We start from the raw sequence: 16,629 nt of genomic DNA, 5'->3' as shown, positions 1-16,629 counted from the left end.
TCCTTGTTATTCTTAATTGAGTTCATTCACATAGGCCACAAACTTGCGACCACGTTCCGGATAACCGGAGAACATGTCAAAACTTGCACATGCAGGAGACAATAACACGACATCATGTGCCTGAGTGCGCTTCTGACAAATTTCTACTGCTTCCTGCAGGCTTTCTGCATGCACCAGCTCAGTTGTACCCGCAATGGCTTTTTCAATAATTGGACGGTCCACACCAATTAATACAGCTATTTTTGCATACTTAGATAATGAGTCACGTAAAGCAGTAAAGTCCTGACCTTTACCCTGACCGCCAAGAATAATGGCAACTTTACCACCTTGAGCTTCGATTGCCATGCCCAAGCCATCAAGTGCTGCCAGTGTTGCACCAATATTGGTTCCTTTGGAGTCATTATAATAACGTACCCCATTGACTTCTTTAACAAATTCGCAGCGATGTTCCAAACCTTTGAAGGTTTTTAACGTATCCAGCATAACGTCCATTGGCAGGCCAATTGCTTCACCTAGAGCCAGACAAGCCAAGGCATTCGCCACATTATGGGTACCTTGAATGTACATGTCAGAACTTTTGAGCAGACGTTCACGACCACGTGCCAGCCAGATCGTGCCATCCTTATCTTTGAGAATACCGTACTGGTTGATGTCCGGTGCATTCAAACCAAAGCTCTGCATCGGTGTTGCATCTGGAACCAGTGGACGGGTCAGTGAATCATCACGGTTAAACACCACTTTTTTCACGCCTTGGAAAATACGGTGTTTGGCGGTGTGATAACCCATCATGTCGCCATGACGATCCAGATGGTCTTCACTCATATTCAGAACAACAGCCACTTCAGCCTGCAAGTTTGATGTGGTTTCTAACTGGAAGCTCGACAACTCCAAAATATACAGTTCAGGATCATCTTTGGTCAGATCCAGTGCTGGACGACCAAGATTCCCCCCAACCGCCACTTTTTTACCCGCATTCGCTGCCATCAGACCGATTAAAGTAGTTACGGTACTTTTGGCATTGGAACCGGTAATCGCCACAATCGGCTTATCAGTCGCACGACGTAAAATCTGGATTTCACTTACCACAGGAATACCTTGATCTAGTGCTGCCTGGATTTCAGGCAGTTTTGGATCGAGTCCCGGGCTGATGATAATTTCTTCGGCAGAGAGCAACAGATTCTGGTCAAACTTGCCAAAACTGGTCTGTACTTCCGCAGGAATCTGGTCATGTCCCGGAGGGGTGGCTCTTGAGTCCGTTACTGCAACGCGGTAGCCCTGGTCATGTAAGAAGTTGACCGCTGCAACACCTGAAATCCCAAGTCCTGCAACGACTTTTAATCCACCACGTTGTATTAACATTTTCGCCCCATTTTCTGGTCTATTTTAAAACTGACGAAATGGTAGCACTTTGCTGTTTTGAATGCTTTTTCTGTTTTGACTTTCTCTGGCATTTTTTGTGTCAGGGCGTAAAAAAATATCGTTAAATCTTCATCTTTAATCGGTTTAATAATTAATAAATTTTTATTGGAGCCATCATGGGAATAAAAGTTAAGACTATGCTATCCATAACTTGAAAGGAAAATCAGATAACGCTTCCATTCATAATATAGAAAAATAGTGGATTCTTTTCACCTAGATAAATTAATAAGTTTTTAAAAAATAAAAAATTAGGGAGCTTATTTCTAAGCTCCCTACTCATTTGCATGCTCAGTTTTTATTCTCAAACAGAATGAAAGTTTACTTCCATTTCACTGCCTGAGCTTTAGGTTTTGTACTTGAGCTTTGTTCCGATGCCGGACAGGCACAGTTACCACCACAGCCACTGGCCATAGCCGGTTTTAACCATTTCGCCAGCGTATGCCAGTCCTTGGCTGCACAGGCATCAGACAACTTCTGGAAGACTGAGCGTGAAGTATTCGGAAATACCTTTTTAAATACCACGAGCGCACTCCAGACAACCAGTACCGCTACAATCAGAATTTCAATCATCTCAATCTCCCATTCACATGATCATTCAGATCTAGCCAAGGTTTCCCTTCAGCCAGTTTAACCCAAATAATGTGATGCAATTTGATAAGTCAGGAATGACATGAAATATGCCAAACCAAACAGGTAGAAGGTCATAAAGCTGACCGTTTTCCATGAACCGGTTTCACGCTTCACAGTGGCTAAGGTCGCCAGACAATGTGGTGCATAAATAAACCATACCAGTAGAGACAAGCCGGTCGCGATCGACCAGCCCAAATCACCGCCGCCACTAATCAGTGCCGCCAGACCCTCAGACATGGCATCTTCATCGACTGCAGACAAGGCATAAACCGTACCCAGTGCTGCCACGACAACTTCACGCGCTGCCATCGCCGGAATCAGTGCAATACAGATCTGCCAGTTAAAGCCCAATGGTGCAAAAATAGGTTGCATCACATGGCCCAGCATCCCGGCAAAGGAATAATCGATATCCGGTAAAGTTGCACCTTCTGGTGGTTGCGGGAACGTACACAGGAACCAAAGCAGGATGGATAGCGCAAAGATGATGCCGCCGACACGCTTCAAGAAAATTTTGCCGCGATCCAGTAGGCCAATCCAGACGTTTTTCACATCCGGGAAACGGTAACTTGGCAGCTCCATCAACAGCATATGCTGTGACTTGTCCTTATGGAAAAATTTCAGGATAAAGGAAACAATCAGTGCACTTAGAATACCGGCCATATACAGACCAAATAACACCAAACCTTGCAGATTCATGAAGCCCCACACGGTTTGCTCAGGAATGAAGGCTGCAATCAGCAAAGCATATACTGGCAGACGTGCCGAACAGGTCATCAGTGGCGCCACAAAAATCGTGGTCAGACGGTCACGTGGGTCACTAATCGTTCTTGAAGCCATAATTCCCGGTACGGCACAGGCAAAGCTGGACAATAATGGAATAAAGGCTCGGCCCGAAAGACCCGCTTTAAACATCAATTTATCCAGCAGGAAGGCGGCACGTGGTAAATAGCCGGACTCTTCTAGTACCAGAATAAAGAAGAACAGAATCAGAATCTGCGGCAGAAAGACCACGACCCCACCCGCGCCGGCAATAATCCCGTCAACCACCAAGCTGTTTAATAAAGGATGAGCGATCAGTCCACCCATGTACTCGCCCAACCAGCCGAAGAAAGTTTCAATCCCATCCATGAATGGCGCAGCCCAAGCAAAGACCGCCTGAAACACCACAAACATCATAATGGCTAAGCTAAGCAGGCCCAATACCGGATGCAGGAATATCTTGTCCAGAAAATCAGTACGTTTATCTTCCTGATCGGCATAATTCACCACATCTTTCAGAATGCTGGTAATCTGATGATGGTGATCGCCACTCAAACCGCTGAGTTCAGTTTGCGGGGCAGAAAATTTGTTTTTATCCAGTGCATTTTTCAGGTTTTCAATGCCTGAAGTACGCACGGCAACGGTCTCAACCACTGGCACACCCAGACGTTCAGACAGTTTCTGGGTATTAATCTGCATGCCACGACGGCGTGCTTCATCCATCATGTTCAGCACCACCAGCATTGGACGACCCAGCTGAATCATTTCCAGTACCAGTCCCAGATGCAGTTTTAGGTTGGTTGCATCTACAACGCACAGGAAAGTATCCTGCTGGCCTTCTTCTGCAATTTTACCCTGAACCACATTACGGGTAATTTCTTCGTCCGGGCTAGTCGCATCCAGACTATAAGTACCTGGCAGATCCAGTACACGTACCGGTTTGCCTGAAGGAAGCGTAAAATTCCCGACTTTACGTTCAACCGTAACCCCGGCATAGTTGCCGACTTTTTGACGAGATCCGGTTAAATGGTTAAATAAAGAAGTTTTACCGCAGTTTGGGTTACCGACAAGGGCAATACGTAAGGTATCACTCATGCCGCGGCTCCCTGTTCAATTTCAATCTTGGCCGCTTCCGATTTTCGTAAAGCAAAACGCGTAAACCCTACCTGAATAAGAATCGGATCCCCACCAAAAATACCTTTGGTAATGACTTGTACCTGAGTCCCTGGTACAAAACCTAAAGTTTCCAAGCGACTGGCCACAACATCGTGGGAAGCGCCTTTACCATCAGTAGTTCGATTAACTTTTCGAATGATGGCAGTTTGTTTTGCTTTCAAATCAGACAAACGCACCGTGAAAATTCCTAAGACTTTTGTACAGTATACAAACAAATGAGAATAATTAACAAATAAGTATTAATTACATTTCTTCTTAGCTGTATAGCACATCGACATGTTCGTAAAATTAAACTAGAGTGGAGATGAGCAATCAGGCTTCTCGCTTTTAAAATTATCTTCATTAAACATCATGCTGAATAAAAAACCTCGCATTCCTAGTCCAGTTCAGATTCCTGAAGCTTTCAGTTACTTACAGGGTTTTCGTGATTATCTGATTGCCCAGACAGTGAGCCCTCATACCCGAAATGCCTATTTGTCTGATCTGATCCAGTGTGCTGAATGTCTGGTTAAACCTTTACCAGAATGGAACCATGATGATATTTCCGATGTGCTGATTGAACTAACCAAACAGCAAAAAAGTCCACGTTCAATTGCACGATGTTTGTCCGCCTTACGTTCTTTTTATAAATTCCTGCGGGAACAAAAACTGCGGAGTGACAATCCGGTCGCTGCCCATAAAACACCAAAACTGGGCCGTGCCCTGCCCAAAGACCTGTCTGAAGCTGATGTCGAAGCGCTGATTCATGCACCTGATATTAATACTGCCCTTGGTTTACGTGATCGTGCCATGTTTGAAGTGCTTTATGCGTGCGGTTTACGGGTGACGGAACTGATTAATCTGCGTCTGGATCTGATTAATTTAAAACAGGGCTATTTGCGTATTGTCGGTAAAGGCAATAAAGAACGTCTAGTGCCGATGGGACAGATGGCCTGTGAATGGGTAGAAAAATATTTACAGGAAGCACGTCCGCAATTGTATAAGACAGCGACTGATTATCTGTTTCTCACCCAGCATGGTGGGATCATGAGCCGGCAGAATTTCTGGTATGCCATTAAACGCTACGCACTACAAGCCGGAATTCAGGCTGAACTGTCTCCACATACTTTGCGCCATGCCTTCGCCACGCATTTACTTAATCATGGCGCTGACTTACGGGTAGTACAAATGTTGCTAGGTCATAGTGATTTATCCACCACACAGATCTATACCCATGTGGCACAAGTTAGAATGCAGCAACTGCATGCAACCCATCATCCACGGGCTTAAGAGCTGATTTGAATAGAATAAACTGAGAAGTTTGACGTAGCTCTATCTTTTTTTGCTATGCTAATGCTCTGTTTTTAGTCCAAGAAAAAAAAGGGTTATTATGACATTTGCCCGCACCAAAATTTTTATCGCTTGTCTGCTTGCTACCGGTCTGGGACTGAGCGCATGTTCCAATTCCAATAATTCAGATAAAAAGCAAGATACGCTTACAGCAAGTGCACCGGCGACGGGTGAAGCCTCTAACCTTAGCGAACGTAATGCACAGCAACGCCTGATTTCAACGCTCGAAGGTCATTTCAAAAAAGCGGGGATTAACGCAAAAATCACCGGCATTAAAACCACTGAAGTACCCAACATGTCTTGGGTCAGCCTGGAAGGTATGGCACCCGTCTATGTGACAAATGACGGTAAATATCTGATTCAGGGCGATGTCATTCGTCTTGGTGATAAAGAGCTGCACAATGTCAGTGAAACCCTGCAATCTGACGTGAACAAGAAACTCTTTGCAAATCTTAAAGCTGAAGACCTGTTGATCTATCCAGCCAAAGGTAAAACCAAGCACGTGATCTATGTCTTTACCGATGTCAGCTGTCCATATTGTCACAAATTCCATGAACAAATGGATGAAATGAACAGCAAAGGTATCGAAGTGCTTTATATTGCTTGGCCACGTGGCGAGCAGCATATGCCTGCTATGGAAGCCATTTGGTGTAATTCCGATCGTCGCGCAGCCTTCGATCAGGCCATTGCCGGTGGATCTATCACCCCTACCACTTGTAAAAATCCTGTGAAAGATCAATATCAAATGGGTCTTAATATTGGTGTCAATGGCACCCCGGGTATATACAGTTCTGAAGGACTTTATCTCGGTGGCTATATGAGCACATCAGAATTATTGGATCGACTTAAATAACTCATTTTAATTAGTTATTTAACTTTATTTTATAGATGAAGATATTCTGAAATGACCCTAGAGTCAGGCCGCTTTTTTAGCTATGATCTAGGCTCTCGTAAAAACTGTTTATATTTGGAGTGTGACGTGAAACCAGTTCGTCTGGCAATCCTCGGTCTTGGTACTGTGGGTGGTGGTGCCCTTAAACTATTAAAAGAAAATGCTGCTGAGATTAAACGTCGCACCGGTCGTGAAATTCAAATTACCCATGTTGGTACGCGTCGCCCGCGTCCTGATCTGGATCTACCTGAATCAGTCAAACAAAGTGCAGATCTGCTCGACATCGTACGTCAACCTGATGTAGATGTGGTGGTTGAAGTCATGGGCGGTATTCACCCTGCTTATGAAGTGATTAAAGAAGCCATTCTGCATGGTAAACAGGTCGTAACTGCGAACAAAGCTTTGCTCGCTGAACACGGGAATGAACTGTTCAAACTTGCCGATGACAACGCTGTGCAAATTGCTTACGAGGCAGCGGTGGCTGGCGGCATTCCAATTATTAAAGTGATGCGTGAAGGTCTGGCAGCCAACAAGATTGACTGGCTGGCTGGCATCATCAACGGTACAGGCAATTTTATCCTGACTGAAATGCGAGATAAAGGCCGTGCCTTTGCTGATGTACTGAAAGAAGCACAAGAACTGGGTTATGCAGAAGCTGATCCAACCTTTGACGTTGAAGGCATCGATGCAGCACACAAACTGACATTACTGGCCTCTATTGCTTTTGGTATTCCGTTGCAGTTTGATAAAGTCTTTACTGAAGGCATTAGCAAAATTACTGCACAAGACGTGAAATATGCTGAAGACTTGGGCTTCCGTATCAAACACCTCGGTATTGCCCGTCGTGCTGAAACTGGTATCGAACTCCGTGTACACCCTACCCTGATTCCTGAAGAGCAATTGATCGCTAATGTGAATGGTGTAAAAAATGCAGTTCTGGTTCAAGCCAATGCGGTTGGTCCTACACTGTATTACGGTGCAGGTGCGGGTGCTGGTCCTACAGCTTCTGCAGTAGTCGCAGATGTCGTGGATATCGTACGTGATATTTCTTATACTGAAGATGGTGCTGGTACAATTCCACAACTGGCTTTTGAAAGCTTAAGTGACCTGCCAATCCTGCCACGTGAAGAAATGACGACTGGATACTACATCCGGATCAATGCTGAAGATCAAACCGGAGTACTGGCTGAAGTAACCTCTATTCTAAGCCGCGAAGGCATCAGTATTGATGCAATTCTGCAGCAGTCACGTCTGAAAGATCTTATTCCTATCGTGATCCTGACTGATCCAGTCAAGGAAGCGAAAATGGATGAAGCGTTAAAACAAATTCAAGCTCTTCCTGTCATTCATGGCGAAATTGTACGAATTCGTTTAGAATCGCTTGATAATTAATCGGGTCGAGGGGACACTCTCCCCTTGCCAAGCTCTACACACAATTGGAACATCATCATGTCGAATGCCAATCGTTATACTGGTTTAGTTGACCGCTATCGCGACCGTTTACCAGTGTCTGCAACTACTAAAGCCGTTTCTCTGGGTGAAGGTAACACGCCACTGATTAAGCTTGCGAATATTCCGCGCATTATTGGCAAAAATGTTGAAATTTATGTGAAGTACGAGGGCTTAAACCCGACTGGTTCATTTAAAGACCGTGGTATGACCATGGCGGTAACAAAAGCGGTTGAAGAAGGCTCTAAAGCGATTATCTGTGCTTCTACAGGTAATACTTCAGCAGCTGCAGCAGCTTATGCAGCGCGTGCAGGTATCAAGGCGTTTGTTTTAATCCCAGAAGGCAAAATTGCGATGGGTAAAATGGCGCAAGCGATGATGTATGGTGCGATCACCATGCAAATCCGCGGTAACTTCGATGACGGTATGCGTCTGGTAAAAGAAATCGCTGACAAAGCACCTGTCACTATCGTGAACTCAATCAACCCATACCGTCTGCAAGGTCAAAAAACCATTGCTTACGAAATCGTGGATGAATTGGGCCGTGCACCAGATTACCACTGCCTGCCTGTAGGTAATGCGGGTAACATTACTGCGCACTGGATGGGTTATACCGAAGCGGTTGCAAATCAGCCTGCTGGCGAGTTTGAGCAAGTGGTTTACGACGCTGCTACTGATGCCTTCACTGGTCCTAAACCTGAAGGTCTGCCAACAATGGTAGGTTACCAGGCTTCTGGTGCTGCACCTTTCCTTCGTGGTGCACCTGTTGAAAATCCTGAGACTGTTGCAACTGCAATCCGTATCGGTAATCCACAAAGCTGGAACCATGCGAAAGCGGTTGTTCGTGATTCTAAAGGCTGGTTCGATGAACTGACTGATGCCGAGATTCTGGAAGCGCAACGTCTTCTTTCTATGTATGAAGGCGTATTCGTAGAACCTGCATCTGCAGCTTCAATCGGTGGCGCAATCCGTGACATTAAAGCAGGTAAAATTGCTGAAGGTTCTGTGATCGTGTGTACTGTAACTGGTAACGGTCTGAAAGATCCGGATACTGCGATCAAACAATGTTCTGATGCCGTAATGCTTTCAATTGACGCAACTTTAGAACAGGTTCGTGAATCAATTCTTTCTAATATGTAATTTAGATTGAAATAAAAGGCCCTGCAATTGCAGGGCTTTTTATATGCGCTTAAAAAAGATTAAACACGTTGTTTAGGCAGGCTAGATACCCAAGTCATCAGACGAGTCGCATCATTGGTACGTGCAGCAGTTGAATCCGCACCTAATACCACGACCACCACAGGACGGTTATTCAAGGTGGTGTGCATGACGACACAACGTCCTGCTTCATTAATATAACCGGTTTTAGACAGATTGATATTCCAACCACCATTACGCACCAGTGAATTGGTGTTGTTGGATTTCAATACACGGTAACCCAGGTTGAAATCATAGCTGGCAGTGGTAGAGAATTGACGGATCAGGCCATACTGTGAAGCGGTATTGACCAGAATCCCCAAATCACGTGCAGAAGACACATTGCCAGGATGCAGGCCAGTAGATTCCATATAATGGGTTGAATTCATGCCCAGCTCTTTAGCTTTGGCATTCATCTTCGCAATGAAGGCTGCACGACCGCCTGGATAAGTACGCGCCAATGCAGCTGCAGCCGGGTTCTCAGACTTCATCAAAGCAAATAATAAGGCTTCAGCACGATTCATGCTGTCCCCGGCTCTTAAGGTAGAACTTGAGCTCTTACAGCCTGCACAGGAAAAATCAGCCTGTTGCAGGGTAATTTTTTCAGACATATTCAAACGCGCATCTGAAATCACTACTGCAGTCATCAATTTGGTAATCGACGCAATCGGGTAAGCATTATTGGTATTTTTACTGAATAACACTTCACCTGTCTGTGAATCCATCACCAGAGCTGCACGCGCACTTACAGCAGGTTGATTAATAAAATGACTATTATCAATAATCTGCAAAGGTTTTGTCGGTACTGGCGCTGGTGCACTGCCCTGACGAATCGTCGTCGTAACAGTTGCTGAACCTGGTGGTGAAGGTTCTGCAGCAGATACGCTCAAATTATCATTCATGAGCTGATTGACTTCATCAGAAGACCAGCTGATGCTGGATCCGCCCTCTGTTGTGCCAGAATTCATAATGATTTCAGCAAAACTTGTCGTGCTCATGCTGATTAACACGGACAGGCCGAGTAGATGCCTTAAAGACTTGTTTATTTTCTTCACTATTCCTTCACTCAACTAACAGAGGTAAGATTGATTTGCGTATTACCTCTAATATGCCTTACATTTAAACACAATGCCGAACATTTTTTGTTCTTGACACTATGTGATAAGTTTCAGATTTAATCTGCGAATAGGATTGCTAATTTTGTAGTTTCATTGCAAGCTTATTTTGCTTTATGTAACAAAAAAATGATTTTTTAATGAGGGAGAGTCTAGGTGATCACAGTTTTAGTTGTCGACGACCATGAATTAGTTCGTACTGGAATTTGCAGAATGCTGGAAGACCATGCGGATGTTCAGGTGATTGGACAGGCTGAATCTGGTGAAGAAGCAATTACCCTCGTCCGTCAGCATCATCCCAATGTGGTTCTGTTAGATGTCAACATGCCAGGTATCGGTGGTGTAGAAACCACACGCCGTTTGCTACAGACTGCTCCTGAAACCAAAGTTCTTGCGGTCAGTGGCCTGGCTGAAGAACCTTATCCTTCACTATTATTGAAAGCAGGTGCCAAAGGTTATATCACCAAAGGTGCACCTGTATCAGAGATGGTCCGTGCCATCAATAAAGTCATGCAGGGCGGTAAATATTTCAGTGCCGACATTGCTGAACAGCTGGCGAGTTCTTACCTGTCCGATACCCAGCAATCTCCTTTTGACGCACTGTCTGAACGTGAAATGCAGGTAGCCATGATGGTAGTGAACTGTATCAGCGCGCAGGAAATTGCCGACAAGCTGTTTGTAAGTGTTAAAACAGTTAATACTTACCGTTACCGGATCTTCGAAAAACTGAATATCGATAGTGATGTTAAACTAACCCATCTTGCAATGCGCTATGGCCTGATTAAACCTTAATTTAACCCTCTGCTTAATGCGGTTCCTATGGCGCAAACATCCAGTTATTCTGAACTGAATCAATATCATCTGGGCCTATGGTATAGCGCCTACCGCCTGATTATCAGCACGGGTCTGTTGCTGATTTTTCTGCTGACTTATCCTGATATGACTACAGATTATCAGTATCCTAAACTCTATCACTATGCCTTAATGATTAGCGTCGCCGTCAATACTGTGCAGCTGTTTACGCTGAGATGGGTAAAGCGCCTGATTCAGCCGCAGTTCATTCTGATTTTTGCCAGCGATGTCTTTTTTCTCAGTTTATTGACCTTGGCCAGTCAGGGTCCAAACGTGCATCTCGGACTGATTTTTGTTATTACCATTTTTTCAGCCTCATTATTGCTCGATGCCAAGAAGGCCCTGATCATCACCCTGATTGCGGTGATTAGTATCATCTACCAGCATTTTATCGGCAGTATTTTTGCCTTTTCCTCGCTTACCAATATCGGGAATAGTGCCCTGCTGGCCTTTTTGTTTTTTGTCGTCTATGGCTCAGGACAAATTGCGGTACGGCGCTTTCAGATTCTGGAAAACCTGAATTTTTCTCAATCGCTGGAACTATATCGCTTACAGAATATTAACCGCTATATTCTGGAACAGATTGAAACCGGCTATCTGGTTTTAGATGAGAATTACCATGTGGTGCTCAGTAATCCGGCTGCCTGTCATCTGCTCGGCATTGAGCCAATGTATGCCCATGAAAGATTTTCGTTATACCAATCTCAAAATGACCTGTTTGAACTGATCCGTTTTGAAAATCTGGAAAATGGCGAGCGGTTTCAATTTGAATCCCAGCAGAGTCGTTATAATATTCACGTGCAGGTACAAAAGCTGATTGTGCCGCACCAGACTCTGACTCTCCTCGTGCTGCAAGATGCCCGTAAACTTAATCAGCAGGTGCAACAGTTAAAGCTTGCTGCTCTAGGCCAGCTTTCCGCCAGTATTGCCCATGAAATTCGCAATCCTCTGGCTGCCATTGTACAGGCCAATGATCTTTATCTCGATTCTGAACCTGAACAGCAACAAGTTCTGCATCAGATGATTAGCCGACAGGCCACCCGGATTGACCGGATTATTCAGGACACCCTGAATATGGTGAAGAATAAAGAAACCCATCCAGTCGTAATTCAGCTGAATGAATTTATACCACTGTTTATTCAGGAAGATTTAGCAGATGTGGCGGACCAGATTCAATTTAATATTGATGTACCACTGGCAATTCAGTTCGATGAAGCCCAGTTACGTCAGATTCTAATTAACCTGATTCGTAATGCCATCCGGCATAATTCACCGGATTCGTCCCATATTCAATTGAATATTCACCCATATGAACATAAGGTATGGATAGATGTCCGGGATTTTGGCTCTGGTGTTGCCACCCATGATCAGGAATTATTATTTAAACCTTTTTTCAGCACGTCTATCCATGGAACGGGACTCGGACTATATTTATCACACAGTTTTTGTGAAGCCAATCAGGCACAACTCAACTACATTTCACAAGAACAGGGCGCATGCTTTCGGATTAGCTGTCAACGTGTGACAGCATAAAAGGAATAAGGGGAAATATTGTGGAACAACAACCACTGGTTTTATTGGTGGATGATGAGGAAGATCTATGTACCCTCATGCAAATGTCATTGATGCGCATGGGAATCCGTACGCATATTGCTCATCGTCTGGAAGATGCAAAAAAATGTCTTAGGGATCATCAATATGATGCCTGTCTGACAGATCTAAATCTTCCTGATGGCAATGGTCTGCAATTACTGGACTGGATTAACCAGCATTCCCCTCACCTTCCGGTAGCTGTTCTAACGGCCTATGGTAATATGGAAATTGCCATTGCTGCACTCAAGGCAGGTGCATTTGACTTTGTCAGCAAACCGATTAATCAAAAGCATCTGGAACAACTGCTGCAAAAAGCGCTAAATAAACCAGTAGACTATTATCAGAATAATTCCAATGACTCATTAGAGCATAAGCTGCTAATTGGACAATCCCTGCCTATTCAGCAATTACGTGTCACCTTGAAAAAAATTGCCCGCTCTCAGGCCCCGGTATTTATTACTGGCGAATCAGGTACCGGGAAGGAAGTGGTGGCCAATCTGGTTCATCGTCTTAGTAACCGCAATGAAGGGCCTTTTATCGCGATTAACTGCGGTGCAATCCCGACTGAATTAATGGAAAGTGAACTGTTTGGCCACAAGAAAGGCAGCTTTACTGGCGCGACTCAGGACAAGCAGGGACTGATTCAGTCTGCCCATGGAGGCAGTTTGTTCTTAGATGAAATCGCCGAATTACCGCTATCTATGCAGGTTAAACTGTTACGTGCCGTCCAGGAAAAACGCATTCGTCCAGTCGGTTCTGATACTGAAATTGATGTCGATTTCCGTGTTATTAGCGCCAGCCACCAGGATCTCGATGCGCTGGTACAACAAGGCAAATTCCGTCAGGATTTGTTCTTCCGTATTCACGTGATGGATCTGGTCTTACCACCACTGCGTGAGCGCGGCCAAGATATTCTGCTCCTCGCTGAGCATTTTGTTCAAAAGATCTGTCAGGAATGGGAGATTCCTGCGAAAAAACTGACAGAACGGAGCAAGGAATTTTTACTGGAGCAATACTATCCGGGCAATGTACGCGAACTGCGTAACATTATTGAACGAGCTATTACTTTGAGTGATGAAGACAAGATTGATCTTCAGCATCTGCAAACTGCTCCACTGCGTCATACGGTATCCGTCCAATCAGAAACGGCAAATCTGGCAGAGCCGACCTCATCTACGGATCAGATCATTATTCCCAAGAAACTCCCCGAGGAAGGTCTGGAACTGTATTTAGAAAAGATTGAAAAAGAAATTCTGCTGAATGCTTTGAATCTGACGCATTGGAATCGTACATTGGCCGCCAAAAAACTCGGTATGTCGTTTCGCTCTTTACGTTATCGTCTGAAAAAATTCGGACTGGATACCGAAGAAGAGGAATAATTATTTCTGCAGGAGCAGCAAGTCTGTGACGTGATCCAGATAGCTCTCCTCACGCGCATCCTGACCGAGAGGATAGGTGAAATGTGGCTGAATCCCCTGTCCTTCAATCATATTGCCGCTCGGGCTAAAGTATTGCGACACCGTCATCTGCAAAGCAGAGCCATTGCTCAAAGGAAACAGTTTCTGCACCACCCCTTTGCCATAGCTCTTTTCCCCTACCACCCAGGCACGATTATGTTCTTTCAGAGCAGCAGTAAATACTTCTGCAGCGGAAGCCGAACGGTTATTGATTAGAATCCCGACTTTCAGATTTTGAAATTCAATTCCTGGAAGTGCCTGAAATTGCTGATTACCTTCAGAACGGCTCTTGGTCGAGACAATAATGCCCTGATTCAGGAACAAATCTGCTGATTCAACAGCCGCAGACAATAAACCACCCGGATTATTACGTAAGTCAAACAGCACTGCTTTCAGGCGATTGGTTGAATAACTTTCAATAATTCGCTTGATTTCATTAGCAGTATCTTGCTGGAAAACTTTGACCTGCAGCACCAGAACCTGATTACTGTGCAGCGTCGATTTAATCTCGGTATCCACTTTGGTATTGCGGACCAGTGTAATCGGTACACTTTGCGCAGAAAGCTGAAGCGTTAAAGTAGAGCCAATGGCACCAGTCAATAAATCTCGCACCTGCTCACGTTTCAGCGCACTCAAGACCTGATCATCAATCTTATAAACTGTGACACCATTGCGAAGGCCTTGTTTGGCAGAGTCAGCATCCGGACTTAGGCCTTGTACCATCCATTGTTTTAGCTGTGGATTAAAATGCAGATCAAAATCAATACTGGCCAGATCACCTTCAGTATATTCACGCAGCTGTTTATAGTCTTCAGGAGATAAATAGCGGGAATAACGGTCCAGGCCGCTCACCAAACCTTGAATGGCTTGCTGGAAAAGCACATCGTCATTTTTGTCTTGAATATAATTATCTTTGACGATGCCATAAATCTGAACAAATTCCTGGATGGATGTAACAGGAATTTCATTATAGACCTGTTCATCCATTTCCAGTTCATCGAGTGCCATCTCGGTCGAAACAGCACTCCAGGCGGAATGACTCAAACACATCAGTAAGCAGGATAAGACTACAGACTTGCCATGTGTTTTTATCATTCTTAGACCTGTTTTATAAAAGATTAAGCATGCAGCTCAATAAGATTGCGACCCTGCATTTCAGCTGGTACCGGAATTTGCATCAAGTTCAGCAGGGTTGGTGCAACATCAGCCAGTACGCCACCTTCTGCGATTGTTGCAGAGCTTGGACCCACATAGATAAATGGAACCAGTTCAGTGGTATGCTGGGTATGCACTTGACCGCTCTGATAATCCTGCATCTGCTCCACATTACCATGGTCTGCAGTAATAATCATATGACCTTTTTTCGCCATCACAGCTTCATAAACTCGGCCTAAGCAAGTATCCACGGCTTCAACGGCTTTCACTGCTGCATCAAATACACCAGTATGGCCGACCATATCACCATTGGCATAGTTCACAACCAGTAGGTCAAACTCGCCTGAATTGATCGCTGCCACCAGTTCATCTGTTACTTCATAGGCACTCATTTCCGGTTTCAGGTCATAAGTCGCAACATTTGGAGATGGGATCAGGATACGTTTTTCACCTGGATATTCATCTTCACGGCCACCGCTAAAGAAGAAGGTTACATGCGCATATTTCTCAGTTTCTGCAATACGTAGCTGAGTTTTGCCCAGGTTCGACAGATACTCACCTAAAGAATTTACCAGCGCTTCTGGCATATAGGCTACTGGCGCATCAATGGTCGCCTGATAACGGGTCAACATCACGAATTTCGCCAGATTCGGTACAACCTTACGTTCAAAACCGGCAAAATCTTTTTCAACAAAGGCACGAGTCAATTCACGGGCACGGTCAGCACGGAAGTTCATGAATACAACGCTGTCGCCATCCTGAATCTTCACAGTGTCGCCAATGCGAGTCGCTTTTACGAATTCGTCTGATTCCTCTGCAGCATAAGCCTGTTCCAGACCTTCAACTGCAGTAGCTGCAGTACGCACTGCTTCACCTTCAGTCAGCAGACGATACGCTTGCTCTACACGATCCCAACGGTTGTCACGGTCCATGGCAAAATAACGACCGATCATGCTGACAATACGACCCTGGCCCGGATATTGAGCAAATAATGCATCCAGTTTTTCTAAAGAGGGTTGCGCACTTTTTGGTGGTGTATCACGGCCATCGAGAAACGCATGCAGATAAACCTGAGCACCGCGTTTTAAAGCCAGTTCAGCCATCGCCACGATATGATCTTCGTGTGAGTGCACACCGCCTTCAGACAACAGACCCATAATGTGGACTGCGCCATTTGCTGCTTTGGCTTTCTCAACCGCATCTACCAGCACTTCATGTTCGAAGAAAGCACCAGTACGGATATCTTTGGTAATACGGGTAAAGTCCTGATACAGCACACGGCCAGCACCGAGATTCATATGACCAACTTCAGAGTTCCCCATTTGACCATCAGGCAGGCCGACATCTTCACCTGAACCTGAGATCAAACCATGCGGATGCTTTTCCTGCATAGCAGTTAAATTTGGTCGTTTAGCCGCTAAAAACGCATTGTCTTCGACCGCTTCGCGATGACCCACACCATCCATAATCACCAAAACGTGAGGGATTTTGCCAGCAGTTGCATCCGTCATAATGAAATACTCTTTTCGTCTACGAATTAATCGCTCTAGTTTACCGAATTTTGCAAAAAGAGGCCATGACCAGACGATGGTTTAAGCCTCTTGTT

Annotated in this window: 14 protein-coding genes; 7 read left to right on the top strand and 7 right to left on the bottom strand. The window is 44.9% G+C overall.

Translation table 11 applies throughout. From position 1 onward, the window contains the following. Positions 1-12: 12 nt before the first annotated feature. The 4 genes from murD to FTU01_RS02160 form a co-directional block, all read right to left on the bottom strand. Positions 13-1,359: a UDP-N-acetylmuramoyl-L-alanine--D-glutamate ligase gene (gene murD / locus FTU01_RS02175; RefSeq protein WP_180016627.1), complete on the bottom strand. Its 1,347-nt coding sequence runs from the start codon at positions 1,357-1,359 to the stop codon at positions 13-15. A gap of 378 nt (positions 1,360-1,737) precedes the next feature. Then, complete coding sequence (locus tag FTU01_RS02170; RefSeq protein WP_180031560.1) at positions 1,738-1,989, bottom strand: DUF6587 family protein; 252 nt, start codon at positions 1,987-1,989, stop codon at positions 1,738-1,740. Positions 1,990-2,046: 57 nt separating this feature from the next. Beyond that, positions 2,047-3,903 (bottom strand): ferrous iron transporter B, encoded by a 1,857-nt coding sequence (locus FTU01_RS02165; RefSeq protein WP_180003813.1) that lies wholly within the window; start codon positions 3,901-3,903, stop codon positions 2,047-2,049. Then, positions 3,900-4,160 carry a FeoA family protein gene (locus tag FTU01_RS02160; RefSeq protein WP_004787267.1) on the bottom strand — a complete coding sequence of 87 codons (261 nt, stop codon included), beginning with the start codon at positions 4,158-4,160 and terminating at the stop codon, positions 3,900-3,902. The genes FTU01_RS02165 and FTU01_RS02160 overlap by 4 nt, the downstream gene beginning before the upstream one ends. Positions 4,161-4,335: 175 nt before the next feature. Between FTU01_RS02160 and xerD the strand changes: the two genes are divergently transcribed. The 4 genes from xerD to thrC all read left to right on the top strand — a co-directional run bounded on the left by xerD (position 4,336) and on the right by thrC (position 8,794). After that, positions 4,336-5,253, top strand: a complete 918-nt coding sequence (gene xerD / locus FTU01_RS02155) for a site-specific tyrosine recombinase XerD (protein WP_159124366.1) — start codon at positions 4,336-4,338, stop codon at positions 5,251-5,253. 100 nt (positions 5,254-5,353) lie between these two features. Then, positions 5,354-6,166 carry a DsbC family protein gene (locus tag FTU01_RS02150; RefSeq protein WP_180138001.1) on the top strand — a complete coding sequence of 271 codons (813 nt, stop codon included), beginning with the start codon at positions 5,354-5,356 and terminating at the stop codon, positions 6,164-6,166. Between the two features lie 126 nt (positions 6,167-6,292). Next, positions 6,293-7,597: a homoserine dehydrogenase gene (locus FTU01_RS02145; RefSeq protein ID WP_005233480.1), complete on the top strand. Its 1,305-nt coding sequence runs from the start codon at positions 6,293-6,295 to the stop codon at positions 7,595-7,597. A 57-nt stretch (positions 7,598-7,654) separates the two neighbouring features. Further along, complete coding sequence (gene thrC / locus FTU01_RS02140; RefSeq protein WP_104426956.1) at positions 7,655-8,794, top strand: threonine synthase; 1,140 nt, start codon at positions 7,655-7,657, stop codon at positions 8,792-8,794. Between the two features lie 59 nt (positions 8,795-8,853). Here the strand turns inward: thrC and FTU01_RS02135 are convergent, their stop codons facing one another. Then, positions 8,854-9,906, bottom strand: a complete 1,053-nt coding sequence (locus tag FTU01_RS02135) for a serine hydrolase (protein WP_180137998.1) — start codon at positions 9,904-9,906, stop codon at positions 8,854-8,856. A 216-nt stretch (positions 9,907-10,122) separates the two neighbouring features. On the opposite strand from FTU01_RS02135, the gene FTU01_RS02130 reads away from it, so the two are divergent. Genes FTU01_RS02130 through FTU01_RS02120 form a run of 3 tightly spaced genes read left to right on the top strand, consistent with a single transcriptional unit; the run spans position 10,123 to position 13,790 of the window. Beyond that, complete coding sequence (locus tag FTU01_RS02130; RefSeq protein ID WP_005233474.1) at positions 10,123-10,758, top strand: response regulator; 636 nt, start codon at positions 10,123-10,125, stop codon at positions 10,756-10,758. 27 nt (positions 10,759-10,785) lie between these two features. After that, positions 10,786-12,351: a PAS domain-containing sensor histidine kinase gene (locus FTU01_RS02125; RefSeq protein WP_180011332.1), complete on the top strand. Its 1,566-nt coding sequence runs from the start codon at positions 10,786-10,788 to the stop codon at positions 12,349-12,351. Between the two features lie 17 nt (positions 12,352-12,368). After that, positions 12,369-13,790 (top strand): sigma-54 dependent transcriptional regulator, encoded by a 1,422-nt coding sequence (locus FTU01_RS02120; RefSeq protein WP_180016639.1) that lies wholly within the window; start codon positions 12,369-12,371, stop codon positions 13,788-13,790. Here FTU01_RS02120 and FTU01_RS02115 read toward each other — a convergent pair whose 3' ends face one another. After that, positions 13,791-14,963 (bottom strand): S41 family peptidase, encoded by a 1,173-nt coding sequence (locus tag FTU01_RS02115; protein WP_034703419.1) that lies wholly within the window; start codon positions 14,961-14,963, stop codon positions 13,791-13,793. It lies immediately after the preceding gene. 23 nt (positions 14,964-14,986) lie between these two features. Next, complete coding sequence (gene gpmI / locus FTU01_RS02110; protein ID WP_180130060.1) at positions 14,987-16,534, bottom strand: 2,3-bisphosphoglycerate-independent phosphoglycerate mutase; 1,548 nt, start codon at positions 16,532-16,534, stop codon at positions 14,987-14,989. Positions 16,535-16,629 lie beyond the last annotated feature (95 nt).

The organism is Acinetobacter sp. YH12043 (assembly GCF_013419915.1).
GTDB lineage: Bacteria > Pseudomonadota > Gammaproteobacteria > Pseudomonadales > Moraxellaceae > Acinetobacter.
The sequence above is the reverse complement of the archived record's forward strand: the minus strand, read 5'-3'. Positions and strand labels throughout refer to the sequence as shown.